Genomic DNA, 25,140 nt, shown 5'->3' on the forward strand with positions numbered 1-25,140 from the left:
CCTTCAGTGCTGCTGTAAGTGGCTAATGCTCATGCCAACCGGTAATCATGGTCTTGAATGTCGAGCTGATCTTCTTGCCGAAAGTGCACAGATAGACATGCGCGATCAGGAAGGCAAGCACGATGCAGGCCGAGGCGTAGTGCAGCACCGCGACCGGCAGCAGGCCATCCAGACCGAACATTTCGCCCGGTGCGAACTGCGGAAACATGAAGATCAGGCCGCTGCCGACCAGCACGGGCATGACCAGATAGATCATGAACCAGTAGGTGATGGCCTGCAGGGTGTTGAAATTCTCTTCGCGGGTGACCGGGTAAGGCTCGGCCTCCCCCTTGAATACGCCCCACAGGTAGAAACGGGTCTGCTTGAGGCAGCGCTCGAGGATGCCTGGCGGGCGGGGTACGAACTGCCACCAGTTGCCGGTTACGGCGTTGGCGACAACGAAGAAAATGTAGAGAACGACGAGCAGCAGGCCGGCCACGTTGTGGATGCGCACGGCCAGCGAGAATTCGATCAGCGGAGCCTTGCCGCCCGCAAAGTGAAGGCTGATGCCGGTGGCGATCAGGGTCAGGATCAGCAGGGCATTGCACCAGTGCCAGATGCGTACCCAGCCCGGCAGGATGTAGATCCGGCCGCCATCTTCCGGATGGCGCCGGTCAGCGTGCCGGCGTTCGCCGTGGCGATGCTCTTCAGTCATCCTTCTTCCTCCGGCGCAGGGTGTGCATCAGCACGCGCAGTGCGGCATGGACCAGCACGCCGAGCAGGGTCAGGGCCACCAGGCCGATCATCACGGAATCCAGGGCCAGATTGCGCGTGGCGCCGATGACGTAGTTCTCGCTGAGCACTACGCTGTTCATGAAGCCGAGCTTTTCCTGCTCCTGCTTGGCCAGATGGCGGTAGAGCCGCACTTTCAGGCTGGTATCCGCACTGTGGCAGCTTACGCATTTTCGCTCGGCACGATCCTTGTTGAGGATCTCGTGGGAGAGCATGTCGCCGCCGAGCGGGGTATGGCATTCCACGCAGCGTACGGCTTTCCAGTGGGTGCGCGCATTGGGCAGCCAGTCGTGGATCTCGTCGATCGGCGGACGGGCTTTTTTCTCCGGCGCGAAGCGGGCAAAGGTCTGATCGGAGTCGTGGCAGCCGAGGCAGATGCGGTTGTCCTGGGCGACGATCTTGCGCGCCCCGTCCTGATTCTTGGCGACCTTGATCGAGTGCAGGTCGTGGCAGGTGGTGCAGCTGAACTTGTCGGCGAGGTGCTTGGCATGTACCGACTTGTCGAACTCGGCCTGGATCTTGTCGGCTTTCTTGGCGTGGCAGTCCTGGCAGGTCGAAGTGTTGTCCGCCGCGTCTTTCTCGTGCGGGAAGTCGTCGTAGCCTTCGTTGTGGCACTTGGTGCAGGCGAATTTGCCGTGGTCGGCATCTTCGAAGGTCGGTTTGTCGACCAGCAGGCCGCGCAGCTTGGCCAGATCGAGATCGGCTTGCGGCGGGTGGGCCAGGCCTTCCTGCGAATGGCAGGCAAAGCATTGCTCGTTGGCCAGCTTGGCCTTGGCGATGGCCTCGGGTGAAGGGCCGGCGGCCAGGGCTGCAAGCGGCAACAGCAGCCCGACAAGGGCCACGCCAAGTCCTCTGATCAGATATTTCAGTCCGGCATCGGGCATAAGTTGTTTTCGTGAGCGGCTGACTAGCGGAAAGTGTAGATGTAGTGGATGCCGATGAAAGCCGAAGTCTGCTTGTCTTTTTGCGTGATAGTTGTGCCGTCGATCAAATTTGGGCTTGTTGTACTGCAGCCGGTGCAGGTCTGGGTGCCGGAGGCGTAGGAGAAATCCGAGCCATCGGCCAGCGTCCAGCTCCAGTCGTTGCTCTGCCAGCGCTCGTAGATCAGGTCGAGGCGGATGGCTGAACTCCTGTCGAGGGTATAGCGGGAGATCAGCTTGAAGCGCATGAGCTTGCTGGTGACGTCGGGCAGGGGGCCGCTGACACCGGTGGGGTAGGTCGTGCCGGTGCCGCTGAGATTCAGGGTCTGGTCGAAGCGGCTGGTGTTGTTGAACAAGTCGAAGCCGAAGCTGGTGTCAATTTTCTGCGCCAGGCGTGCGTTCAGGTTGAAGCCGAAGGAGTCGCCCCGTTCCTTGAGGTCGGTCTCGCGCACGGCGTTGGCGCCGCCGCCGCTGGCCTCGCGGAAACCGCTGGCCTTTGTGCCGGAGGCATCACGGGCGTACCAGCTGGACAGGTTCCAGTTGTCGTTGATGGCATAGCTGGCGTCCACCGCATAGACCTGGCCGCTGCCTGAGCTGGCGCCATAGAAGCGGTCGCCCTGCGGGTAGTCGTCACTGATGTGATCGACGCGGAACTGCAGGGTGAGTTGCTCCAGCGCATCCCAGTCCAGCTTGGCGCGCCACTTGTTGCGTTTGCGGTCGGAGATATGGATGGGGTTGATCTGGTTGGAATAAGGGCTTGTGCCGTCGGCGGCGCTGTAGTTCGAGCCATCACGCTCGCTGTAGAAATAGGCGAGGCTGCCAGCGATGTTTTCGCCCATGCTGCGGCGCAATTCGGTGCGGTAGGTGATCTCGTTGAGGGTCTCGCGGAAGGGCACGTATACGGTGCCTGCCACGGGGGTGGAGCGCTGTTGCCCGGAGTAGTCGACACCACCGGTGAGGCTCAGGCTCAGGGGCAGGCGGTAGTTGGCTTCGAGCTTGCCGGTGTTCTTGGTGTAGGAGTAGGGCGTGTTATAGACGCTGGCCACCCCCGTACTGCTGTTGCCGACGTAGCCTGCCAGTGGCGTCTGGTCATTGACGTCGTAGTAGCGCAGGCTGCCGGTGAGGGTGAGTTTGGAGGTCGGGCGGGAGGTCAGCCCCAACTGCGCAAGGGTGGTGAAGACCTTGCCGTCGAGATGCGAAGGCGCGTGGGCATAGGGTGCATTGGCACCGGTGAGGTCGTAGGAGGGGATGCGTTCGTCCTGCGTAGCCTGCGAATAGGAGAGTTTGAAGGTTGCGCGCGTCGTCGGGCCGAAGCCATAGCCGCCGTTCATGAAAACCTGGTGTGCCTGGTTGCTGAGTGGCTGGGACAGGGGGGTCACCGAAGCGAAGCTGGCGCTGGTGCCGCCACTCACGCCGCTGAGCGTTTGCAGGGTCTGGGTGTTGCGATTGTCATACCAGCTACCGGCATAGCCGCCGGAGAGCTGCAGATTGCCACCGGTGTACTGGAGGATTGTGTCGAGCTGGCGGATCGTGCTGTCGATGGTTTCAGAGGAGAACTGGGGGGCGCTGCCCCAGCCGGTCATGCGGGTGCCGGTCTTGTCCTCGTTCTTGAAGTCCACCTTGAACTCCAGGCCGGGTACCAGACTCCTGAAGCCACCGAGGCGGAACAGCTCGCGTACGGTGCCCAGCTCGACTTCGCGTGACGGGCTGGCGCCGAGGGTGGTGCCCATGGTGACCCGGTTGCTGCCAATGCCCTGCAGGGGCGTGTTGATGGTGTAGGGGTTGTCGTAGGGCGTGCGGACGTATTCGAAGAAGCCGCCACCGCGGCCCTGACGGAGGTAGTCCACACGCATTTCGCGCGTATCAAGAAAGAGGTTGGTGCTGCGCAGCAGCAGCCAGTCGCCCTTTTCATCGTCACGCTGGACGAGGTTGAAATCCAGCCCGCCGTAAGCGCCCTTGTTGCGCATGCCGTCATACATGCCCTGATGGGGGCGGGCATTCGACCAGTAGCCCGCGCCTGCCGAGATCGTGCTGGCCGGCCGGGTCAGCTCGGTGTAGGCATCGCTCTCTTCGGCCGAGGCGGCTCCGCAAGTGCTGATCGCGGCAAGGAAGACTGTGCTGAGCCTGAACATCCTGGGTTGGGCTTTCATCGTTCATCCCTCCTGCTCAGCGGCGGAAGCGGCCAGCCGTGGCGTTGTTCACGGTGCTGTTGCCACCGTGGATGTTCGTGTGGCAGTTAAGGCAGCCACGTGCCACGCTGCCCATGGCGCTGGTTGATCTGGATGGTGCGGTAGGCAACCCGGCGGCCTGGCCGGGGTGACTGGTGTGAGAGTGGCAGTCCTGGCACAGGAAGGGCACGCGCTCCTTCAGCAGGCTAGCGGAGTTGGTGCCGTGCGGCTGGTGGCAGATGCCGCAATCCTCGGTGACGGGCTGGTGGTTATGCACGAAGGGCCCGCGCTTCTCCATGTGGCAGGTAAAGCAGGTGTCATTGGTGCTGCTCTTGGTCAGGAGCTTGGGATTGTCGTCGTGAACGTTGTGGCAGGAGGTGCAGCTCATCTTGCCTTCCACAATGGGGTGGTGCGAGAACTTATTGACCTGGCTGCGTTGCTCCTTGTGGCAACTGAAGCAGACTTCCGGCTGGGTCTGCTTGGTGAGGACCTTGTCGCGCGGGGTATGCACCTTGTGGCAGTCATTGCAGGCCACGCCACTGAGCTGGTGCTGGCTGGTCGGCCAGTTGTTGTGGTTGGCGCCGCCCTTGTGGCAGCTGAAGCACTGCTCGGAACGGCTGTGTTCGTCCGTCAGTGCGTAAGCGCCCTTCTTGAACACCACATCCGTTGCCGCCCGCTTGCCGCCGGAGGTCGACTTCAGGTGCTGCTGGCTTTCGCCGTGGCAGGCCTGGCAGGTCGGGGTGCGCGTGTCGGCTTTCATGCCGTGCCGGGTCTGGTTGATCGACAGCACGGGCACTGCCTCGTCCTCGTCGTGGCAGCGCGTACATACAGCGTCGCTTCTGGCGGCCTGCTCGGCCGTGCGGGACGAGAGCGCGCTGGCGCTACCCAGATCGGGCAAGACAGGTTCGGCCGCCGCCAAGTCTGCGGCGCTCACCAGGCTCGCCAGCAGCACACAGATGCCCATCAGTTTGCGCATGCTCGTCATTTGTCCGCCCCTCACCTCAACGCCGCGTAGATGTCCGTCCGGACATTCGCCTGTCACCGCTGCTGTTGTCCGCCCTGTTTCGCGCCTCTGATGGCGGATTCGGACGGTAATAACTTGCAAGATCAAGTAAGTTTTTATCAAGACACGCCCATGAACTATAGGAATGCCCTTGCGCTAAAGCAGGGAATTTTTTACAGCCCCTGCAAGGCGTGTTGCTTTTTGTTAACAGCACCCCTGAGGAGCTCTGTCTGCAGCCATTGCGGTCAAAGTGCTGCGGGCTTGAGGGCTGGGGCTAGAATTCGCTGCCCCGTTTGATCCGCCACAATCGCGCATGCCCCCGAATCCTCTTCCTTCCTGTCGCTTTGCCATCATTGGCGCCGGCCCTGCCGGGCTGATGGCGGCCGAGCAACTGGCCGCGGCCGGCCATGCTGTCGAGGTTTTCGATGCCATGCCTTCGGTGGGGCGCAAGTTCCTGATGGCTGGCAAGGGCGGCATGAACATCACCCACTCCGAGCCGCTGCCGGATTTCATCGCTCGCTACGGTGCGCGTGCGGACTGGCTGGCGCCGCTGCTGCAGGATTTCGGCCCGGAAGCCCTGCGGGCCTGGATTCATGGGCTCGGCGTGGACACCTTTATCGGTAGCTCCGGTCGCGTTTTCCCGACTGAAATGAAGGCCGCCCCCTTGCTGCGGGCTTGGCTGCATCGCCTGCGCGAAGCGGGTGTGGTCTTCCATGTGCGGCATCGCTGGCTGGGCTGGACCGATTCGGGCGACTTACGCTTTTCGACGCCGGAGGGCGAAGTGCGGCGGAACCCGGCCGCTACGCTGCTGGCCCTGGGAGGGGCGAGCTGGCCGCAACTGGGCTCGGACGCGGCCTGGCTGCCCTGGCTGGCCGCGCGCGGGGTGGTGATCGAGCCCCTGCAGCCGGCGAACTGCGGTTTCGACGTGGGCTGGAGCGAACACTTCCGCGCGCGTTTCGTCGGCGAGCCCCTGAAGAACGTGGTGGCGCGCTGCGGCGGGCCGGATGGCCGCCTCTGGCAGCGTGCCGGGGAGTGTCTGATCAGTGCCACGGGCATCGAGGGCGGCTTGATCTATGCGCTGTCCGCGCCGCTGCGCGAGCTCTTGCGGGTGGAGGGCCGCGCCAGGCTGGCGCTGGATCTGCTGCCGGATTTCAGTGCTGAGCGGGTGGCGACCGAGGTTGCCCATCCACGCGGCGCCCGCTCGCTCTCGTCCCATTTGCAGAGCCGCCTGGGCCTCAAAGGCGTGAAGCTGGGTCTGCTCTACGAATGCCTTGGCAAGGCCGCGATGCGAGATCCGGTGCAGCTGGCAGCTGCGATCAAGGCCTTGCCGCTCGAACTGGTGGCGCCACGACCGATTGCCGAAGCCATCAGTACGGCCGGAGGCATCCGTATCGAAGAATGCGATGCGAACCTGATGCTGGCCCGGCTTCCTGGGGTGTTCGTGGCCGGCGAGATGCTCGATTGGGAAGCGCCTACCGGCGGCTATCTGCTCACTGCCTGTTTTGCGACTGGCCGGGCGGCCGGGCAGGGCACACTGCGCTGGCTGGCCGGGCGTTGAGCAAGCGGCCAGCGGCCGCCGCTTGAACGAGAAAAAGCCCTGCCAGCTTTCACTGACAGGGCGCAGGGTGCTACGGGAGGAACTGAATAGCTTCTTAAGAGGGGCTCTGGCCGCGCAGCATGGCGTTGGCCTTGATGCGGTCCAGATCGGCCTGCTCGCGCCCTTCGCGCGAGCTGCGCATGGCGCGATACCACTGACTCATGGCGGCGCGGGCGGCTTCCGGGCCGTTGGCCTGTTCAAGTGCATCGATCACGTCAATGGCCGTCACCCCGAGGCTCTCGCGGGCACGGCTGACCATGAAGTCCGAAGCACTTTCCCAGCCGTCGGGCAGATCCGGGTCAGCCATATTGTTGATACGTTCGGCAAGCGAGGCGGGCGGGGTCTGGCCGGCTTCCTCGATCAGGCCGCGCTGCATCAGTTCATGCAGGTCGGCGGCCACGTTGCGGTCCGGCACCATGCTGCCGAGGGTAAAGACGGTGCGCTGGCCGTCCGCCAGCAGGAGCAGGCGGCGCAAGCCGGCGGGCAGGCTGGTATCGTGATTGGCAATCAGGCGGGCCCCGAAGGGGCTTTTGCGGGGCACGAAATCGTTGGGGAAGACGCTGGACATCCGGAGCTCCTGAACAAAAAATGTGTGACAAAAGTCACTTAATTGTGCGAAGCAGCAGAGCGATAGCGAATAGATAAATTCGATTTGTGCCGGCGAGCACGACGAGCGGTTTATTCCTGCCAAAAAACAAATTCAAGTGACTGATTTATAATGAAAACAGACCGAAGGGCAGGGTGTGCCGGCAGGCTTTCCGGTGCCCGCTTCAGCCTGCCCAGAGGGGTTGGCGGGCTACAATGGCAGCCTTCGTTTCACCGGTTGTTGTTCCGATGCTGTCCCACCTGAATCCTCCCCAGCGCGAAGCCGTGAAGTATCTCGACGGCCCCTGCCTCGTGCTGGCTGGCGCAGGCAGCGGCAAGACCCGCGTGATCACCCAGAAGATCGCCTACATGGTGCAGGAGTGCGGGCTGGAGGCGCGCAACATCGCCGCCATCACCTTCACCAACAAGGCCGCGCGCGAGATGCAGGAACGCGTCGGCAAGCTGCTCGACGCCCGCTCGGCGCGCCAGCTCACGGTGTGCACCTTCCATGCGTTGGGCGTGCGCATCGTGCGCCAGGAGGCGAAGCTGGTCGGACTCAAGCCGCAGTTTTCGATCCTCGACACCTCGGACATCCACCAGATCCTCGCCGAGCTCTCCGGCAATGCCGACAAGGCCATGCTGAAGGGCATCCAGTGGGCCATCTCGGGCTGGAAGAATGCGCTGATCACGCCGGGCGAGGCGGTGAAGCTGGTCAATGACGAGATGAGCCACGCTGCCGCCAAGATCTACCCGGCTTACGAGAAGACCCTGCGCGCCTATCAGGGCGTGGACTTCGACGACCTGATCGCGCTGCCGGTGCGGCTGTTTGATACCGAACCGGAGGCGTTGGAGCGTTGGCGCTCCAAGCTGCGCTACCTCTTGGTCGATGAGTATCAGGACACCAACAAGGCCCAGTACAAGCTCCTGCGCCAGCTTGCCGGCGAGCGCGGTGCCTTCACCGCCGTGGGCGACGACGATCAGGCCATCTACGCCTGGCGCGGCGCGGACGTGGAAAATCTGCATCTTTTGCAGCGCGATTACCCGCAGCTGCGCATCATCAAGCTGGAGCAGAACTACCGCTCCTCGAACCGCATCCTGAACGCCGCCAACACCCTGATCGCCAATAACGAAAAACTCTTCGAGAAGAAGCTGTGGAGCGAGCACGGCCTTGGCGAACCGATCCAGATCAGCATGGCGCGCGAGCCTGATCACGAGGCCGAGCTGGTGGCGATGAAGCTCACCGCGCACAAGTTCGAGTTCAAGACGGCTTTTTCCGACTACGCCATCCTCTATCGCGGCAATCATCAGGCCCGCGTGATCGAGCAGAAGCTGCGCAGCCACCACATCCCTTACGTGATGTCCGGCGGGCAGAGCTTCTTCGACCGCGCCGAGATCCGCGACCTGCTTTCCTACCTGCGCCTGATGGCCAATGAGGATGACGATCTGGCCTTCATCCGCGCGATCACCACGCCGCGCCGCGGCGTCGGCGCTGCCACCCTGGAAGCTTTGGGCAGCTACGCCGCCACGCGCGGCAGCAGCCTGTTTGTTGCTTCTTTCGAAGAAGGGGTGGCCGAGCATCTGGCGGCGCGCCAGCTTGAAGGCGTGCGAAAGTTCGGCGGCTATATCAAGGAACTCGCCCATCGCGCCCACAAGGAGTCCGCCGGCGTGTTGCTGGAGGAATTGCTGCGCACCATCGGCTATCAGGCCTGGCTGATGGAAAGCTGCGAGGTCAAGGAAGCCGAAACCAAGTGGCGCAATGTGCGCGACTTCGTCGACTGGCTTTCACGCAAGGGCGATGAGGATCAGAAGACCCTGCATGATCTGGTGCAGACCATCGCACTCATCAACATGCTCGACAAAGGCAACGAGGACGAGGCGGATGCGGTTCAGCTCGCCACGCTCCACGCCAGCAAGGGCCTGGAGTGGCCGCATGTGTTCCTGATCGGCGTGGAAGAAGGCATGTTGCCGCACCAATCGAGCATTGATGAGGACAAGATCGAGGAAGAACGCCGCCTGATGTACGTCGGTGTGACCCGCGCACAGAGGAGCCTCACCATCACCGTGTGTGAGACGCGTCGCGTGGCCGGCGAGCGCAAGCTGGTCGACCCTTCACGTTTCATTGATGAAATGGGCGATGGCCTCAAGCGCGCCGGCAAGGACGACGCGCCTGTCAGCAAGGAAGAAGGCAAAGCTCGCTTTGCTGGCCTGATGGCAATGCTGCAGAAGTAATTCCATTTCCAGACCTAGTGCAGCGTTTTGCTCTTCTTGCGACATAAAATGCGTATTTCCCGCCGATACTTCGTTGAAAATCCGCGCAATAGCTCGCTATTGCTGTGGTTTTCGCCTCGTTTCGACGAGACAGCCATCATTTTTATAAGTCGCAATCTACGCGAAACACTGCACTAGCCTGTCTTTGTCGACTTCCGCTTGCCGTACTCCAGCACTGATCTGCGTTTCGTCTTCGCGACATCCTTGGCCTGGAAATGGAATCAGCGCCACATTTCCTGACCCTTCCTTGACCTTTCCTTACCCGCGGTTATCAGCAATTAACCCAGGCCGCGGGAATAATGAGCCTACTTTCCTCCGTCATGCGCCGGCCGCCCGCCGGCCACCCGCCTCATCGTGAAAAACCTTCCTTCAAGCTGGTTCCGCCTGCGCAACGTCGTGCTGGCGCTTGTCGCTCTGCTGGCGTTCGGCGGGCTCGCCGCCTATTTTCTGGCGCCGCCTCCGCGCCCTTCTTACCTGACTGCGCCAGTCACAAAGGCGGATCTGGAGGAAGCGGTGCTGGCCACTGGCACTGTGCAGGCCTACAAGCAGGTCAACGTGGGCGCCCAGGTCTCCGGGCAGATCAAGCGTCTGGCCGTGAAATTGGGCGACAAGGTGGTGGCCGGTGATCTGATCGCGGAGATCGACTCGCTGACCCAGCAGAACACCCTGCGTAACGCTGAAGCCGCGCTGCAGAACACCCAGGCTCAGCTCGCTGCCAAGCAGGCCACCCTGAAGCAGGCCGAGTTCGCCTTCCAGCGTGCCGAGCAGTTGCTGCAGCAGGATGCCGGCTCACGCGAGAGCTTCGAGGCGAGTGAGGCCACCTTGAACGCAACCCGCGCCGAGATCCGCGCGCTCGAAGCCCAGATCGCCCAGGGCAGGATCAGCGTCGACACTGCCCGCCTGAACCTCGGCTACACCCGCATCGTGGCGCCGATGGCTGGTACCGTGGTGGCCCTGATCAACCAGGAAGGGCAGACGGTAAATGCCAACCAGAGCACGCCGACCATCATCAAGCTGGCGCGCATGGATACCGTGACGATCAAGGCCCAGATCTCGGAGGCCGACGTGACCCGCGTGAAGCCAGGCCAGAAGGTGTATTTCACGATTCTCGGCGAGCCGAGGAAGCGGTACAGCAGCACCTTGCGCGCGCTTGAGCCGGCGCCCGATTCGATCAGCACCGATTCCACTACCAGCAGCACGACCAGCACCACCTCCACCAGCACCGCGATCTACTACAACGGCCTGCTCGACGTGCCCAACCCCGATGACAAGCTGCGCATCTCGATGACCACCCAGGTCCGCGTGCTGCTCGCGGAAGCAAAGGAAGCACTCAGCATTCCGGCAGTTGCATTGGGTGAGCGCCTTCGTCCGGATAGCCCGGCTCGCGCGCCGAAGGCCGGCCACCCTCCCTCGGATGTTCCGCCGGGTGAGCCGAGCCGAGAGCGGAACGGCCCAGCAACCGAGCAGGCTGAAGCGCCTAGCGCCCTCTACAGCGTGCGGGTGCTTGGCAAGGATGGTCAGCCTGAAATGCGTCAGGTGAAGATCGGCATCAACAACAAGACCAATGCCCAGGTGCTGGAAGGCTTGAGCGAGGGTGAGCAGGTGATTCTGGGCGAGGCCACCGCAGATACGCCGACCTCTACCACGCGCCGCCGCATGGGCCCGCCGCCAATGTAAGGGAACGCCGGAAATGGTTCTGGCGGCCTCGTCGCGCCTGGCCAGAACCGCTTCGTGTCACTTCGCCCCACTTTGCAGCGCTTCCTGGATACGCAGGCCATCAGCATGAACACCCCTCTTCTCGAACTGCAGGATCTCTGCCGCGATTACCCCGCTGGCGAAGGCAAGCTGCGCGTGCTCGACCAGGTCAATCTCGCCATCCAGGCCGGCGAGATGGTGGCCATCGTCGGTGCCTCCGGCTCTGGCAAGTCGACCTTGATGAACATCCTCGGCTGCCTCGATCGGCCCACTGAGGGCAGCTATCGTGTGGCCGGCCGCGCTACCGGCAGCCTCGCGCCGGACGAGCTGGCGCAGCTGCGCCGCGAACACTTCGGTTTTATCTTTCAGCGCTACCACTTGCTTGCGGATCTCGATGCTCAGGGCAACGTCGAGATTCCGGCGATCTATGCTGGCAGTGAGCGGCGCGAGCGCCACCAGCGCGCCCGTCGGATTCTCGAGCGCCTGGGGCTCGCCGATCGCCTTCATCACCGCCCCGGCCAGCTCTCTGGCGGCCAGCAGCAGCGTGTGTCGATTGCGCGGGCGCTGGTCAACGGTGGCCAGGTGATCCTTGCCGACGAGCCGACCGGCGCGCTCGACACGCACAGCGGTCAGGAAGTCATTGCGGTGCTCAAGGAGCTGCACGCCGAGGGCCATACGATCATCATCGTGACCCACGACATGCAGGTCGCGAGTCATGCCCATCGCATCATCGAGATCAGTGACGGACGTATCACGGCCGACCGTAGCAGCGTGCCGGCCGCCGCCTTAGCGGCCCGTCCTGCGCCGCCGCCGGTGCCTCCCGTCGCACGCCCGTGGCTGGCGCTGCGTGACCGCCTCGGCGAGGCCTTCCGGATGGCGCTGGTGGCGATGGCCGCACACCGCATGCGCACCTTCCTGACCATGCTCGGCATCATCATCGGTATCGCCTCGGTGGTGTCGGTCGTGGCCTTGGGGCAGGGTACGCGGGCCAGTGTGTTGAAGGACATCGCCTCGATGGGCACCAACACCATCGATGTCTATCCCGGCGCTGGCTTTGGCGACATGCGCTCGGGCGCAGTGCGCACCCTCGTCTCGGCCGATGCTGAAGCGCTGGCCGAGCAGGCTTATGTGGACAGCGTCACGCCCAGCGTATCCGGCTCCAAGACCCTGCGCTTCGGCAACATCTCCGCCAGCGGCAACGTCAATGGCGTGGGTGCCCAGTACTTCCGCGTGCGCGGCCTCGAGTTCGCCGAGGGGCGGGCCTTCGACAAGCAGAGCGAGGAGGAACTGGCGCAGGACGTGGTTATTGACGAAAACACCCGCAAGGCCCTCTTCGGCAATCAGCGCCGGGTGGTTGGCGAGGTGATCCTGCTCGGTGCCTTGCCGGCACGGGTGGTGGGCGTCACCAAGAAGAAGGAAAGCGGCTTCGGTAACAACGACAGCCTCAACGTGTGGGTGCCCTACACCACCGCCCAGGCTCGCATCCTCGGCCAGTACTACCTGAAGAGCATCACCGTGCGGATGAATGACGGGATCTCCACCGCCGCAGCCGAGCAGGGCATCAATAAGCTGATGCTGCTGCGCCATGGCCGCGAGGATTTCTATCTCTTCAACTCCGACAGTGTGCGCCAGACCATCGAGAAGACTACCGCCACCATGACCCTGCTGATCTCGGCGATTGCCGTGATCTCGCTGGTGGTGGGCGGCATCGGGGTGATGAACATCATGCTCGTGTCGGTGACTGAGCGTACCCGCGAGATCGGGGTGCGCATGGCGGTCGGCGCACGTCAGGGCGACATCATGCAGCAGTTCCTGATCGAGGCTGTGCTGGTGTGCCTCGCTGGCGGCGTGCTCGGCGTTCTGCTGGCGCGCCTTGTCGGCGTGCTGGTCAGTCAATTCGCGCCGGATTTCCAGATGCTCTACTCCACTGCCGCCATCATCGCCGCCTTCGGCTGCTCCACCCTGATCGGCCTGATCTTCGGCTTCATGCCGGCACGCAATGCCGCCCGTCTCGACCCGGTCGATGCGCTGGCGCGGGAATGAACATGAACTTCAAGCGCACCTCCCTCTCCGCCCTGATCGCCCTGAGTCTGCTCAGCGGCTGCGCCAGCCTCACCCGCACGGACTACCAGACGCCTGCCGCTGAGGTACCGGCGCAGTGGCAGCATGCCGGCGAAGCCGTGCCGCAAGCCGTACCGGCCCGCTGGTGGCTGGCCTTCGGTGATCCACGCCTGAATGCCCTGATCGAGGAGGCCCTGGCGCGCAATCCCGATCTCGCCGCTGCCGCCATCAAACTCAAGCGTGCTCGCCTGCAGGCTGGCCTCAGTGCGGATGCGATGAACCCGGTGCTTTCCGCGAGTGCCAGCGATACGCGTGGCCAGCAGCTGCGTTACGGTCAGGAATCCACTCGCAGTGCCAGCGGCCGCCTTGCATTGAGCTGGGAGGCTGATCTGTGGGGCAAGCTCGCACATGCCCGCGATGCCGCAGACTGGGAAGCGCTGGCCACCGCACAGGATCGCGAGGCGACCGCGCTGTCCCTCACCGGCAGCGTTGCCAGCCTGTACTGGAAGCTGGCCTGGCTGAACCAGCGCATCGATCTGTCCAGGCAGAACATCAGCCATGTCGAAACCACCCTGGCCCTGGCCCTGCGCAAGTTTGAGGCCGGCTCGGTGTCGAAGCTCGATGTGCTGCAGGCCGAGCAGGATCTGGCCAGCCTGCGCGCCAGCCATACCCAGCTGCTGCAGCAACGCGAGGAGAGTCGCAGCGCCTTCGCTTTGCTCTTCGATGGCGTCAGCAAGGATTTCGCCGAGCCGGCGCATCTGCCTGAAGCGGCCTTGCCGGCGGTGGATGCCGGCCTGCCGGCGAGCTTGCTGGCCCGGCGCCCGGATCTTGCCGCGGCCGAGCTGCGTCTGCGCAGCACGCTGGCCACGGCTGACGCCACTCGCGCCAGCTACTACCCCGGTCTGAGCCTCACCGGCTCGCTCGGCACCAGCAGCACCAGCCTGCTGCAGCTGCTGAACAATCCGATTGCGGGTGTGATGGCCGAACTGAGCCTGCCCTTCCTGCAATATCAGGAAATGAAGCTCAAAAACGGGGTGGCGCGGGCGGATTACGAACTGGCCGCGCTGCAGTTCCGCCAAAGTCTGTATGCCGCGCTGGGCGAGGTGGATACCGCCCTGTCGGCGCGCAGCCAGTACCGGGCCCAGGGCGAACATCTGGAGCGCTCGCTGCGCGCAGCCGAAGCTGCCGAGAAAATCAACGAGCTGCGCTACCGTAGCGGCGCCATCCCGCTGCAGACCTGGCTCGATTCACAGCAGACACGCCGTAGCGCCGAGGCGGCGCTGGCCGACAATCGTTACAACCAGTTCGCTGCGCACGCCAGCCTGAGCCTCGCACTGGGCGGCAGTGCGGGTCTGTAGGGCCGGCTTCGGACGCCGGGGCCCGAGCCAAGATTTGCATGGACGCTGCTGAAGCCGCACCTGCAAAAGGGGATCCAGCCAGCTTCGCATTGGATCTGTAGGGCCGGCTTCAGCCGGCCGGGCCCGAGCCAAAAACTTGCGTGGATGAGGCTGAAGCCGCACCGACTGGCACGGGCACGTCGAAATGCATCCGGGCTACATGCAAAAGTAAGCTCTCAGGAGAGCCCGGTCATCGGTTCGTCGCGCTCCCAGTCCGGGTCGGTCTTGGCGCGCAACTTACGCTTGCGCCGGCCGAGCAGGCTCATCAGCACGCTGACTAGCGGCACGGGCTGGAAGGCAGAAAAAGGGGTTTTTGGGCGGCGGGCGCGGAGGGAGGGCATGATCGTCATCTCTGGCTGGGGCAGGCTCGGTGCGGCCCGCTGTTTCCAGCTTGGTTGAGCAATCAGGGCACAGCCAATAGCGCTTTTGAATCGCGGCAGAAAATTGCTTTCTGCCTCTGCCAACGTCAGCCGGAGCGCGGCTTTCCGAACCGCCCGGCCGTTCGGGCAGGGTGTGGCCAGCTTCAGACGCCGGTGCGCTCACCCCAGATGATGCGGTGCATCTGCAGCTGCATGCGTACCGTCAGGCGATCGCGCAGGATCCATGCAGCCAGGTCCTGCGGGTCCAGCTTGCCCTGCACCGGCGACAGCAGCACCGTGCAGCGCGAGGTGAGGCCGTGCTCGGCCAGCACCGCGCGGGTCCACTGATAGTCGGCCTCATCTGCGACCACGACCTTGATCTCGTCCTGTGCCGTGATGTGGGCGAGATTGCTCCACAGGTTCTTGTCTACTTCGCCGGAGCCGGGCGCCTTCAGATCCATGATCTTGGAGACGCGCGCATCGACTTCGCTTACATCCAGCGCGCCACTGGTCTCCAGCGACACCGAGTAGCCCGCGTCGCACAGCGCGGTGAGCAGTGTGAGGCAGGGCTTCTGCGCCAGCGGCTCGCCCCCGGTGACGCAGACATGGCGCGCACCATAACCGGCAACTTCCGCGAGGATGTCTTCCAGCTCGCGCATCTTGCCGCCAGTGAAGGCGTATTCGGTATCACACCACACGCAGCGCAGCGGGCAGCCGGTGAGGCGCACGAACACCGTTGGCAGGCCGACACGGGTGGATTCGCCCTGCAGCGAGTGGAAAATCTCGCTGATGCGCAGGCGGGGTGCTGCTGCAGCCATGCTTACTTCTTTTTCAGGCGTTGCTTGGCGGTCTTGGCCGCTTCGCTGTTGGGATAAGCCGCGACGAGCTTTTCGAGCGTGGCACGCGAAGTCTTGGCGGCGCCGGCCTGCTCTTCGGCATTGGCCTGACCCAGCATGGCATCCGGGGCCAGAGTGTCTTCCGGCCAGATGCTCACGAGCTTGGCGTAATACTCCTTGGCGCCTTCGAAATCGCGGGCCTGCAGCAGCGCTGCACCGGCCCAGAAATGAGCGCCGGGCTGGAAGCTGCTCTTGGGCCAGCTCTTGATGAACTGTTTGAAGGCGAAGATGGCGTCAACATGCTTGTTACTACGCAGCAGGTTGATGGCCGCTTCGTAATCGCGGGCCTCCTGGCCCTGATCGGCCGGCTTGGCTTCGGTGTTGGAGCTTGCCGTCTGATTGGTGGCCGTTGCCGCAGCGCTGCCTGATTGCCCTTCGAACTTGCGCAGGCGGGCGTCGAGGTCGACGTAGAAGTCCTTCTGGCGTTTCTGGGCCTGCTCGTTTTCATTGCTGAGCAGCTCCAGCTGGCCGCGCAGCTGAGCGACTTCCTGACGCATGCGTTCGAGCTGGCCGTTGAGTTCAACCTGGGCACGCGAGGTGGTGTCAGCGGAGGTTTCCACTTTCAGCAGGCGGTTGTCGAGATCCTGCTTGATCTGCTCAATGCGCCGCCGCGCTTCTTCATCGTCGAACAGGCCGGCATGGGCCGGCAGGGCGCTGGCAAGCAGCAGACACAGGGACAATTCACGCAGTTTCACGGCACTTCTCCGCAGATGAGGAAAGCGGGCCGCACAGGGCCCGCTTCTTGTTACAGCAACAACAGACGCAGCTTACTTGGCGCCGTAGACCAGATCGGCACGACGGTTTTCAGCCCAGGAGGCTTCGTCGTGGCCAGTGGCCTTGGGCTTTTCTTCGCCCAGCGACACGGCTTCCACGGCATCAGCCTTCACGCCCAGCAGCTTCAGGTTGCTGGCCACAGCTTCAGCACGCTTCTGGCCCAGAGCCAGGTTGTACTCGCGCGAGCCACGTTCGTCGGCGTTGCCCTGGATCAGCACCTTGGCGGCCGGGTTGGCCTTCAGGTACTTGGAGTGGGCTTCGATGATGGTCACGTAGTCGAGCGAGATGTCGTACTTGTCGTATTCGAAGTAGATCGAGCGCTTCTGCAGCAGGGGGATCTTGTCCAGTGCGCCGGCTTCCTTGAACGGATCGATGTTGGCCTTCGGCACTTCCTTGGTCTGGAGGTCAGACTTCGGTGCGGACTGAGCGGCGCTGCGATCTTCAACCGGAGCGGTCGGAGTGCTGGAGCAGGCGGCCAGCAGAGCGGCCAGGGTAGCGGTAATGATGAGTGACTTCTTCATGCGTTTCTCCTTGATCAAAAGGGGGTGTTGTTGTGGATGAGACAAACCAGCTTACTTCTCGAACGGACCCCAGGCCGGCTCGCGCACATCGCCAGCCCGGTTGTTGAGCCGGTAGCGGGTACGTCCGTCAATCGAGGTGACAGCCAGCACGCCACGCCCACCCACTTCCGTGGCATAGAGCAGGGTGCGGCCATCCGGGGCGAAACTCGGCGACTCGTCGCGCTGTGAATCGGTGAGGGCTTGTACTTGCTGGGTGGCCAGATCCTGCATGGTCACCTGAAAGCGGCCTTCGTTGCGCGATACATACACCAGGGTCTTGCCGTCCGGCGAAATCCGTGGGCTCACATTGTACGCCCCGTTGAAGCTCATGCGCTGCACGCCACTGCCATCAGCATTCACACGATAGATTTGCGGGCTGCCGCCACGATCCGAAGTGAAGTAGATCTGGTTGCCATCCGGCGACCAGTTGGCCTCGGTATCGATGCCGCTGGAGCTCATCAGGCGGCGCAGGCCGCTGCCATCAGCATTCAGGATGTAGATCTGGGACTGGCCGTCCTTGGTCAGGGTCAGAGCCAGGCGGCGACCATCCGGCGACCAGGCCGGAGCTGAGTTCGAACCGCGGTAGTTTGCGATCACCTTCACGGCGCCGGTTTCCAGGGTCAGTACCTTGACGATGGGCTTGCGCGAATGGAAATCAACGAAGGCCAGCTGGCGGCCGTCCGGCGACCACACCGGAGACATGATCGGCTCCTGCAGGGTGACCGGGCGGTGCTGGTTCTCGCCATCGAAATCCGCGATCACGAGGTCGTAGGTCTGACCGCGCTTCTCGACGTAGGCAATGCGGGTCGAGAAAATGCCGGGCTGGCCGATCAGCTTTTCATACACCTTGTTGGCGATGTGGTGGCCCAGCGGACGTGCCTGATTCGGATTGACGGATACTTTGAGCGCAAACAATTCGGTGTTGCGCGGTGCATCGAAGAGCGAGAAACGCACATCCACCAGCCCACCTGCGCCAGGGCTCATGCTACCGACCAGTACGGCGTCGGCTCCACGCCCACGCCAGCCCGGCAGATCCGGGCGCAGACCTTCAGCGGTGGCGCCGGTGTCGATCATGCGAAACAGGCCGGAGAGCTCCAGATCCTTGCGTACGATGGCTGTTACGCCGCCGCCCTGCATCAGGCCCTCGCCTGCGAAGCTGGAGACGGCCACCGGGATGCGGTCAGCGCCAGCGCCGTAGATTTCGACGTTCAGCTGGGCGCTCGCCAGCGGGCTCAGCAGCAGGCCGGCGAGGGCGCTGCCCAGAACGATCAGTGTGCGGATCAGTTTCATCTTGGTCAGTTTTCCTTGCTTCATTGCGTATCCCGCGTGGGATAGAAGGTGAATACGATTTCGCGCTGGAAGGCTTCGTTCTTTTCCGGCCGGGGCAGCGGCGAGGATTTCAGGATCGCCCGTCGCACGGCTTCTTCCAGATTGGCGTTGCCGCTGCTGTTGGAGACCAGTTGTGGCTCGCCGAGGATTTCGCCGGAAGGCAGGAGCTGGATGCGGAATACCAGCTTGGGGTCCCCCGTGAGGCTCGGCGGGCGGATGAAGTTGGACTTCACTTTCTGACTGATGCGCGCCCCCCAGTCGGCCGAGATACGGCCCAGCGAGGCCGTGGTCGCTTCGGCATTGAGCATCTTGTCGAGCCGGTCAGAGTCCTGTGTCTTCTGGCTCTTGGCGGCCTGGATCTTCTCCAGTTCGCGATCCATCAGGCTTTTCTGCGGTGGTGGCTTGGGCGCGTCGGGCTTCTTCTCCGGAAGCGGCTTCAGCTCCGGTTTTTTTTCCGGCTTGGGTGGCTCGGGCTTGGGCTCTTCCTTCTTGACCGGCGGCTTCTTGTCTGGCTCCTTGAGCGCGATATCCGGCTTGGCGATGGGTTTGGGGGGCGGCTCGGGCGGCTTGATCTCGACGGGCTTGGGCGGCTGGGGCCTGACTACTTCCGGCTCCGGCTGTGCAACTGGCGGCGCGGCGCGCACCAGCTCCACACTGACCGGCTCCGGTGGGCGCCGCTGCCACTGCACGCCCCAGAAGAGCGCAGCGACCAGCAGCGCGTGCATCGTCACGCTGAAAGCGGCCGAGCTCCACTTGCCGGGTTGCTGCGGGGGGCGCTGGAGAGAGTGTTCCACTGTCCGAAAGGCTTCCGTGCTCACTTGCCGGCCGGCTGCACGAGCAGGCCGACCTTGTTGATGTTGTTGCGCTGGAGCAGATCCATGAGCTTCATCACGGCCTCGTAGCGCACGCTCTTGTCTGCGGCGATCACCACGGCGCGGTCCGGGTTCGTTTCCTGGATAGTGCGCAGTTTTTCCAGCAGTTCATCCTCTGAAACGGACGAGAAGCGCGATTGGGTCTCCTTGTCCTCGAAATCGATCTTGTCCATGCCCTTTACGGTGAGCGTGACCGGATCGGTCTTGACCTGGCTGGTCTTGGCCACGCTGGGCAGATCGACCGTGCCGGTGGGCAACATCGGGGCAGTGACCATGAAGATCACCAGCAGCACCAGCATCACGTCGATATACGGCACGACGTTGATCTGGTTCATCAGGCGGCGTTGGCGCATGGCTTATCTCAACTGGCGCTGCAGAATGTTGGAGAACTCTTCGATGAAGCTCTCGAAGCGGATCGACAGGCGATCCACGTCATGAATGTAGCGGTTGTAGGCCACCACGGCCGGAATGGCAGCGAACAAGCCGATGGCAGTCGCCACCAGCGCTTCGGCGATGCCCGGAGCGACCTGGGCGAGGGTGGCGGAAGCGACGTTACCCAGGCCACGGAAGGAGTTCATGATCCCCCACACGGTGCCGAACAGGCCCACATAAGGACTCACCGAACCGACCGAGGCCAGGAAGGCGAGATGCGCTTCGAGATCGTCGATTTCGCGCTGGTAGGTGGCCCGCATGGCGCGGCGCGCGCCATTGATGATATCGGCCGGTTCCAGGCCCTTCTGACCATGCAGCTTGGAAAACTCGCGGAAGCCAGCCTCGAAGATGCGCCCCAGCGAACCTGCGGTTTCGCGGTTCTGCGAAACCTGACGATGGAGTTGGACGAGGTCGGAGCCGCTCCAGAACTGCTGCTCGAAATCACTGGTGGCATTGCGTCCAGCGCTGATCGCGAGTCCCTTGCGGAAGATCCAGTACCAGGACATGAAGGACACGCCGGCCAGCATGGCCATGACGCATTTGACGACCAGGCTGGCCTGGACGATCAGACTGAGAATGGACATATCTCCGGTATGGATCATGCTTCGCTTTCGAAGAGGGTACGCAGGAAATCAGGGATGCGGGTGGCGCGCCAGCGCTCGACATCGAGACAGGCAATGGTCACATGAGCCTTGAACAGGCAGGTGTCACCGCGCAGGACGTGTTGTTCGAACTTCAGGGAAGCGGCACCGATGTCGTAGATCGTGGACATGACCTGCAATTCGTCGTCGAGTTCCGCACTGCGCAAATAATCTGCTTCCACGCGCCGGACCACGAAGACGAGGCCCAGATCGCCACGCAGGCTGTGCTGGTTGATGCCCAGTGCGCGCAAGCACTCGGTGCGGGCACGCTCGCAGAAGCGTAGGTAGTTTGCGTAGTAGACAACGCCGCCAGCGTCAGTATCTTCATAGTATACGCGGACGGGCCAGACGGACTGACGGGGGCTGCTGGTATTGTGAATCGGAGCCATCCTGCTATTGTACCGCCCCGGACCGCCGGGCCGGGACGGGCGGATCGCCCAAAACCGGCCGCCGGGCTGTGAAATGCCACGCCAGTCCGGCACAATGCCGGATTAAATTTGCAGTCGTATAACTGATGGAGGAGTTTTTCCATGGCTCTGACCGAAGCAGCACTGCTGAAAATGCCCGAGTCGGATTACATGAGCGCGGCGCAGCTGGGATTCTTCCGCGAACGCCTGATCGCCATGCGCGACGAGTTGCAGCAGAAGGTCGACGAAACCGTTGAACACATGCGCGAGCAGGAAACCGTTGCCGATCCCGCAGACCGCGCTACGGTGGAAGAGGAGCACGCGCTCGAGTTGCGTACCCGCGATCGCGAACGCAAACTGCTCAAGAAGATTGAGCAGGCGCTGGCACGGATTGCCGACGAGTCTTATGGTTATTGTGAAGAGACGGGAGAACCGATTGGCTTGGCGCGCTTGCTGGCACGGCCGACGGCTACTCTCTCGGTAGAAGCGCAGGCGCGTCGCGAACGCCTGCAGAAGATGTACGCAGACTGAGCGCTGCGTGCAGCGGCCACCCTCACGGGAACGGCCGCTGTTGCGTTTTTGCGTGCAGCCTAGCCTGATGAAGGTGTTTCGCCGTGGCAGACTCCGTCTGCCGGCTGCACCGGGTGCAAGACAAGATGGTGTTGACCTCTCTTTTCGGCAAGAAGCCCTCCGGCGGTGGCAAGTCCGCGGATGACTCGCGGCCTGGTAAAACTGACCGTGGCGATGTCACGACCTCGCTCGAATTCACCCATGTCGGTGATATCGGGCGCTCGCTTGCGGCCGCAGCCGGCAAGATCCAGGTACTGGAAGTTTCGGTCGAGGATGTTGCGGCGATTGAGGAAGCGGCTGTCCTGTATGCCAATGCCAATGACTCCGGTGCCAAGGAGGTGCTGGAAGAGGCCCTGGATGGCGCCAGCAAGAGTTCTGATCGCCTCTGGCGGATGCTCTTCGATCTCTATCGTCTGATGGGCGATCGCCCGTCCTTTGAAGCACGTGGCGTAGTGTTCGCCGAGTTATTCGAAAAATCTCCACCGATCTGGGACGAAGCCACGCCAGTGGCCGCTGCTCCGGCCGCGCCCAAGGATGCGGCGCCGGCGGTGAATCTTTCCGGCAATCTCTCTGGCAACGCCCGCCCGCAGTTCGAGCAACTGGTGCGAATCGGCGCCAAGATGGGCAAGCTGCGTATTGACCTGTCACGTTTGCGCGGTGTCGATGAAGCCGGCGCGACGCTGCTCAGCGACACGCTGGACGCGTTGCGGCGGGCCAAAGTCAAGGTTGCACTGCTTGGCGCACGTCAGGCCTTCAGCTTGCTGGAGCCGCAACTCAAGGTGGGCGAGCCGCAGGGCCGGGTGTTCTGGCTGTGTGCGCTGGCCATGCTGCAGCAGCTGGGCGAGCAGGCTCCTTTTGAAGATATGGCCGTGAATTTCGCCATCACCTTCGAGGAATCTCCCCCTTCCTGGGATCCGCCCGAGATCCTGCAGTCCAGCCCCACGGATACCGGTGGCATCACGCCCAAGGCTGAAGAAGGCCCGTTGCTGAAGGATGGCTTCGTGATGGACGGTGTGGTGGCCGGCGGCCAGCCCGAGGTGTTGCGCAAGCTTGCGGTATACGGCTCTGAGCGCAATGCCATCGAGATTGATGCCAGCAAGCTCAAGCGTCTCGAATTCGTCAGTGCCGGTGCGTTGTTCAATCAGCTCGCCACGTTCCAGACCCAGGGCAAGCTCAATGTGATCCATCATCCCAACGAGATGGTGGCGGCCTTGATGCGGGTGATGGGCATCGATCAGGTTGCCCAGATCGAACACAAAAAGTTCTAGAGCCACGCATCAGGCTAAGCGCGGGCCGATCTCCGGCCTCCGCTCCTCGGCCAGATCTCGACCCGCTCGCGACGCCTGCTGCATGACTCAGCCACTTGTCGGCTGAGTTCGGGCGCAGAATGTGGCGGACTCTTCTCCCTTATCCGTCATGATCGAGCGCATCGTCGCCATCCTCTTCCCGGTCTTCGTGATCCCGGCCATCGGCTATCTGGTGGCGCGGCAGCGCAAGCCGGACATGGCCCAGACCAATCGCCTGATTGCCGATGTATTTGTGCCGGCGCTGGTATTCGGCGCACTGGCTGATCGCAGCTTCCATATTGCCGAGTTTCGCTGGCTGGCGCTGGCGATGCTGCTGGTGACCATTGCTTGCGGCGCTCTGGGCTTCGCGCTGGCGCGTGGCCTGGGCGTGAGTCATCGGGTGCTGGTGCCGCCGATGATGTTCTCGAACTCGGTGAATCTTGGCGTGCCGGTGGCCGTGCTGGCTTTCGGTGACCAGGCTTTGCAGCCTGCCATCGTGCTGTTCCTGATTTCCAGCCTGCTGCATTACTCCTACGGCCTGTGGCTGCTGGACCACCAGGCACGCATTTCGCAGATGTGGCGAGTGCCGTCGCTGCTGGCCATGATCGCCGGGCTGGTGGTGTCACTGGCGGGCATTCAGGTGTGGCAGCCGGCGGTGGTGGCGCTGCGCATGCTGGGCGACATCTGTATCCCGCTGATGCTGTTCTCGCTGGGTGTGCGCATGACCGACATTTCCTTCAAGGACTGGAGCGTCGGCGCGATTTCCGGGCTACTGCGGCCGGCGGCAGGGATGCTCTTTTCCTGGGGGGTGGCGGATCTGCTGGGTCTGCAGGGCTTCGAGAAAGGTCTGTTGGTGATCTACGGCGCCCTGCCGCCGGCGGTGATGAATTACATCTTCGCCGAGCGCTATGACGCCGAGCCGGACCGGGTGGCGTCCATCGTTCTGCTGGGCAATCTGCTGAGCATCGCGGTACTGCCGGTGGCGCTGTATTTCGCTTTGCGCTAGACCGGCTGCTGCGCTTCGAGTGCAGCCCGCAGATCGAGTGGTGTTCGTAGGAGCAGCCTCTGGCCGCTCCTACGAAAATCTTCAGCTGCGCCAGCGGTCCAGCGAACGTCGGTCGCGCTTGGTCGGGCGGCCGTGGATTTCGAGCGAGGGTTCGACGCGCAGATGGCGCGCCTCCGCGACCTTCTGCCGCGCAGCTTCACTGGCTTCTGTTTCGCGATAGAGCTTGCGTGCTTCGGGCGCCGGGCCACGCTTTTCGGAGAGACCTTCGATGATCAGCTCCCAGTGCATGTCGCCGATCGTGAGTTCGATGCGGTCGCCAAGCTTCACGTCCTTGGCCGGTTTCACGCGCATTCCGTTCACTTGCACCTTGCCGCCATCGACGGCGTCGGTCGCCAACGAGCGGGTCTTGAAGAAGCGCGCGGCCCATAGCCACTTGTCGACCCGGACTGCCGAAAGCTCAGCCATGCTTCACTCGATCCAGAAGAAGGGATTGAAGGCCACTTCCCACAGGTGGCCGTCGGGGTCAGCGAAGTAGCCGGAATGGCCGCCCCAGAACACGTCTTGTGCGGGCTTCACGATGCGTCCGCCGGCCGCTTCGGCTTCATTCAGCACTTGAGCGACGGCTTCTTTCGTGCGCACGTTGTGGGCCAGGGTGATGCCGCGAAAACCGCTGCCGATTGCGTCGCAGCCCACATCTTCGGCCAGCGCCTCGCGGGCGTAGAGCGAGAGCCACATTCCGTGCAGCTGAAAGAAGGCAACGCTGTCCCGACTCTCGGGGCGCAGCGGGAAGCCCAGCGCCAGATAGAAGGCACGGGCACGGGCGAGATCATTTACGCCCAGGGTGACGAGCGAGAGGCGCGCCTCCATTACACGTCGTAATCCGGGATGACGGCCGTTTCATCTGCCGCCGCTTCTTTCCATTCCTGCATGTGCGGATGGGCCAGCATGGTTTGCAGATAATCCTGCGCTGCGCCGTGGAGGCGTACGCCATAGCTGTCGAAGCGGAAGCACACTGGAGCGAACATCATGTCAGCGATCGAATAACTGCCGAACAGGAAGCGGCCGTGGCTGCCATGCTGGGCGCGGCTCTCGTTCCAGATCTGTTCGATGCGGCGGATGTCGGCGGCGAGCTCAGGACTATGGCTGGCGAGTGGTGCTGCGCGCCTGAGGTTCATCGGCATCTGGTTGCGCAGGGCCTGGAAGCCGCTGTGCATTTCGGCCGACACCGAGCGGGCGATAGCGCGTGCAGCGCCATCCAGCGGCCACAGCGGCGGACTTTCTTCGGCCAGATACTCGGCAATTGCCAGCGAGTCCCAGACGGCAATGCCGCTGTCGATCAGACAGGGGACCTTGCCTGACGGGCTCCAGCGCAGGATCTGGCTGTGCGTCTCGGGCTGGCGCAGCAGAATGCTGATTTCCTCGAAGGTGTGTCCGCTGGCCTTGAGCATTAGCCAGGCGCGTAGCGACCAGGAGGAGTAAGTCTTGTTGGCAATGATCAGTTTCATGGCATGACTTTCATGTGACCCATGATTATGGCATGCCC

At 63.1% G+C, this 25,140-nt stretch carries 25 protein-coding genes; 8 read left to right on the plus strand and 17 right to left on the minus strand.

Annotated elements, in window-relative coordinates:
- Window positions 1-22: 22 nt before the first annotated feature.
- The 4 genes from C0V76_RS01340 to C0V76_RS01355 form a co-directional block, all read right to left on the minus strand.
- Window positions 23-694 (minus strand): cytochrome b/b6 domain-containing protein, encoded by a 672-nt coding sequence (locus C0V76_RS01340; protein WP_101940561.1) that lies wholly within the window; start codon window positions 692-694, stop codon window positions 23-25.
- Window positions 687-1,613, minus strand: a complete 927-nt coding sequence (locus C0V76_RS01345) for a cytochrome c3 family protein (RefSeq protein ID WP_158239100.1) — start codon at window positions 1,611-1,613, stop codon at window positions 687-689. Before C0V76_RS01345 ends, C0V76_RS01340 begins: the two co-directional genes overlap by 8 nt.
- 65 nt (window positions 1,614-1,678) lie before the next feature.
- Complete coding sequence (locus C0V76_RS01350; protein WP_101940563.1) at window positions 1,679-3,841, minus strand: MtrB/PioB family decaheme-associated outer membrane protein; 2,163 nt, start codon at window positions 3,839-3,841, stop codon at window positions 1,679-1,681.
- Between the two features lie 16 nt (window positions 3,842-3,857).
- The gene (locus C0V76_RS01355) at window positions 3,858-4,835 is read right to left on the minus strand and encodes a DmsE family decaheme c-type cytochrome (protein ID WP_254048166.1); all 978 of its coding nucleotides are present in this window, start codon (window positions 4,833-4,835) and stop codon (window positions 3,858-3,860) included.
- A 340-nt stretch (window positions 4,836-5,175) separates the two neighbouring features.
- Here C0V76_RS01355 and C0V76_RS01360 point away from each other — a divergent pair, with 340 nt between their 5' ends.
- The gene (locus C0V76_RS01360) at window positions 5,176-6,420 is read left to right on the plus strand and encodes a TIGR03862 family flavoprotein (protein ID WP_101940564.1); all 1,245 of its coding nucleotides are present in this window, start codon (window positions 5,176-5,178) and stop codon (window positions 6,418-6,420) included.
- Window positions 6,421-6,514: 94 nt separating this feature from the next.
- On the opposite strand, the gene C0V76_RS01365 is transcribed toward C0V76_RS01360, so the two are convergent.
- Entirely contained in the window at window positions 6,515-7,027 is a 513-nt protein-coding gene (locus tag C0V76_RS01365; RefSeq protein ID WP_101940565.1) for a hypothetical protein, read from the minus strand.
- 266 nt (window positions 7,028-7,293) lie between these two features.
- On the opposite strand from C0V76_RS01365, the gene C0V76_RS01370 reads away from it, so the two are divergent.
- The 4 genes from C0V76_RS01370 (at window position 7,294) to C0V76_RS01385 (ending at window position 14,426) form a co-directional block, all read left to right on the plus strand.
- Complete coding sequence (locus C0V76_RS01370) at window positions 7,294-9,273, plus strand: UvrD-helicase domain-containing protein (protein WP_101941004.1); 1,980 nt, start codon at window positions 7,294-7,296, stop codon at window positions 9,271-9,273.
- 393 nt (window positions 9,274-9,666) lie between these two features.
- The gene (locus tag C0V76_RS01375) at window positions 9,667-10,989 is read left to right on the plus strand and encodes an efflux RND transporter periplasmic adaptor subunit (protein WP_254048167.1); all 1,323 of its coding nucleotides are present in this window, start codon (window positions 9,667-9,669) and stop codon (window positions 10,987-10,989) included.
- A gap of 105 nt (window positions 10,990-11,094) precedes the next feature.
- On the plus strand, window positions 11,095-13,050 hold the full coding sequence (locus tag C0V76_RS01380) for a MacB family efflux pump subunit (RefSeq protein ID WP_101941005.1): 1,956 nt from the start codon (window positions 11,095-11,097) through the stop codon (window positions 13,048-13,050).
- 2 nt (window positions 13,051-13,052) lie between these two features.
- On the plus strand, window positions 13,053-14,426 hold the full coding sequence (locus C0V76_RS01385; protein ID WP_254048168.1) for an efflux transporter outer membrane subunit: 1,374 nt from the start codon (window positions 13,053-13,055) through the stop codon (window positions 14,424-14,426).
- Window positions 14,427-14,641: 215 nt separating this feature from the next.
- On the opposite strand, the gene C0V76_RS19810 is transcribed toward C0V76_RS01385, so the two are convergent.
- The 9 genes from C0V76_RS19810 to ybgC all read right to left on the minus strand — a co-directional run bounded on the left by C0V76_RS19810 (window position 14,642) and on the right by ybgC (window position 20,717).
- Window positions 14,642-14,806: a hypothetical protein gene (locus C0V76_RS19810; protein ID WP_158239101.1), complete on the minus strand. Its 165-nt coding sequence runs from the start codon at window positions 14,804-14,806 to the stop codon at window positions 14,642-14,644.
- Window positions 14,807-14,988: 182 nt separating this feature from the next.
- Window positions 14,989-15,642 (minus strand): 7-carboxy-7-deazaguanine synthase QueE, encoded by a 654-nt coding sequence (gene queE / locus C0V76_RS01390; protein ID WP_101940567.1) that lies wholly within the window; start codon window positions 15,640-15,642, stop codon window positions 14,989-14,991.
- A 2-nt stretch (window positions 15,643-15,644) separates the two neighbouring features.
- Window positions 15,645-16,415, minus strand: a complete 771-nt coding sequence (ybgF, locus tag C0V76_RS01395; protein WP_101940568.1) for a tol-pal system protein YbgF — start codon at window positions 16,413-16,415, stop codon at window positions 15,645-15,647.
- Between the two features lie 72 nt (window positions 16,416-16,487).
- Complete coding sequence (pal, locus tag C0V76_RS01400) at window positions 16,488-17,015, minus strand: peptidoglycan-associated lipoprotein Pal (protein WP_101940569.1); 528 nt, start codon at window positions 17,013-17,015, stop codon at window positions 16,488-16,490.
- A 51-nt stretch (window positions 17,016-17,066) separates the two neighbouring features.
- A complete protein-coding gene (gene tolB, locus C0V76_RS01405; RefSeq protein WP_235943840.1) occupies window positions 17,067-18,368 on the minus strand; it encodes a Tol-Pal system beta propeller repeat protein TolB in 1,302 nt (433 codons plus the stop codon).
- Window positions 18,365-19,177 (minus strand): energy transducer TonB, encoded by an 813-nt coding sequence (locus C0V76_RS01410; protein ID WP_254048169.1) that lies wholly within the window; start codon window positions 19,175-19,177, stop codon window positions 18,365-18,367. Before C0V76_RS01410 ends, tolB begins: the two co-directional genes overlap by 4 nt.
- Before the next feature lie 20 nt (window positions 19,178-19,197).
- Window positions 19,198-19,608, minus strand: coding sequence for a protein TolR (gene tolR / locus C0V76_RS01415; RefSeq protein ID WP_101940571.1), 411 nt, complete (start codon window positions 19,606-19,608; stop codon window positions 19,198-19,200).
- A 3-nt stretch (window positions 19,609-19,611) separates the two neighbouring features.
- The gene (gene tolQ / locus C0V76_RS01420; protein ID WP_101940572.1) at window positions 19,612-20,289 is read right to left on the minus strand and encodes a protein TolQ; all 678 of its coding nucleotides are present in this window, start codon (window positions 20,287-20,289) and stop codon (window positions 19,612-19,614) included.
- Window positions 20,286-20,717 carry a tol-pal system-associated acyl-CoA thioesterase gene (gene ybgC / locus C0V76_RS01425; protein ID WP_101940573.1) on the minus strand — a complete coding sequence of 144 codons (432 nt, stop codon included), beginning with the start codon at window positions 20,715-20,717 and terminating at the stop codon, window positions 20,286-20,288. The genes tolQ and ybgC overlap by 4 nt, the downstream gene beginning before the upstream one ends.
- Before the next feature lie 141 nt (window positions 20,718-20,858).
- Here ybgC and dksA point away from each other — a divergent pair, with 141 nt between their 5' ends.
- The 3 genes from dksA to C0V76_RS01440 all read left to right on the plus strand — a co-directional run bounded on the left by dksA (window position 20,859) and on the right by C0V76_RS01440 (window position 23,597).
- Window positions 20,859-21,266: an RNA polymerase-binding protein DksA gene (dksA, locus tag C0V76_RS01430; RefSeq protein WP_101940574.1), complete on the plus strand. Its 408-nt coding sequence runs from the start codon at window positions 20,859-20,861 to the stop codon at window positions 21,264-21,266.
- A gap of 83 nt (window positions 21,267-21,349) precedes the next feature.
- On the plus strand, window positions 21,350-22,573 hold the full coding sequence (locus C0V76_RS01435; protein WP_143707321.1) for an STAS domain-containing protein: 1,224 nt from the start codon (window positions 21,350-21,352) through the stop codon (window positions 22,571-22,573).
- A 148-nt stretch (window positions 22,574-22,721) separates the two neighbouring features.
- Complete coding sequence (locus tag C0V76_RS01440) at window positions 22,722-23,597, plus strand: AEC family transporter (protein ID WP_101940576.1); 876 nt, start codon at window positions 22,722-22,724, stop codon at window positions 23,595-23,597.
- Window positions 23,598-23,678: 81 nt separating this feature from the next.
- Here C0V76_RS01440 and C0V76_RS01445 read toward each other — a convergent pair whose 3' ends face one another.
- From C0V76_RS01445 to C0V76_RS01455, 3 genes are read right to left on the minus strand one after another with little or no spacing between them, the layout of a single operon-like run.
- Window positions 23,679-24,062: an RNA-binding S4 domain-containing protein gene (locus tag C0V76_RS01445; protein ID WP_101940577.1), complete on the minus strand. Its 384-nt coding sequence runs from the start codon at window positions 24,060-24,062 to the stop codon at window positions 23,679-23,681.
- Window positions 24,063-24,065: 3 nt separating this feature from the next.
- Complete coding sequence (locus C0V76_RS01450) at window positions 24,066-24,464, minus strand: VOC family protein (protein WP_101940578.1); 399 nt, start codon at window positions 24,462-24,464, stop codon at window positions 24,066-24,068.
- Entirely contained in the window at window positions 24,464-25,102 is a 639-nt protein-coding gene (locus tag C0V76_RS01455; protein WP_101940579.1) for a glutathione S-transferase family protein, read from the minus strand. Before C0V76_RS01455 ends, C0V76_RS01450 begins: the two co-directional genes overlap by 1 nt.
- Window positions 25,103-25,140: the final 38 nt, after the last annotated feature.

Source organism: Uliginosibacterium sp. TH139, assembly GCF_002855595.1.
GTDB lineage: Bacteria > Pseudomonadota > Gammaproteobacteria > Burkholderiales > Rhodocyclaceae > Uliginosibacterium > Uliginosibacterium aquaticum.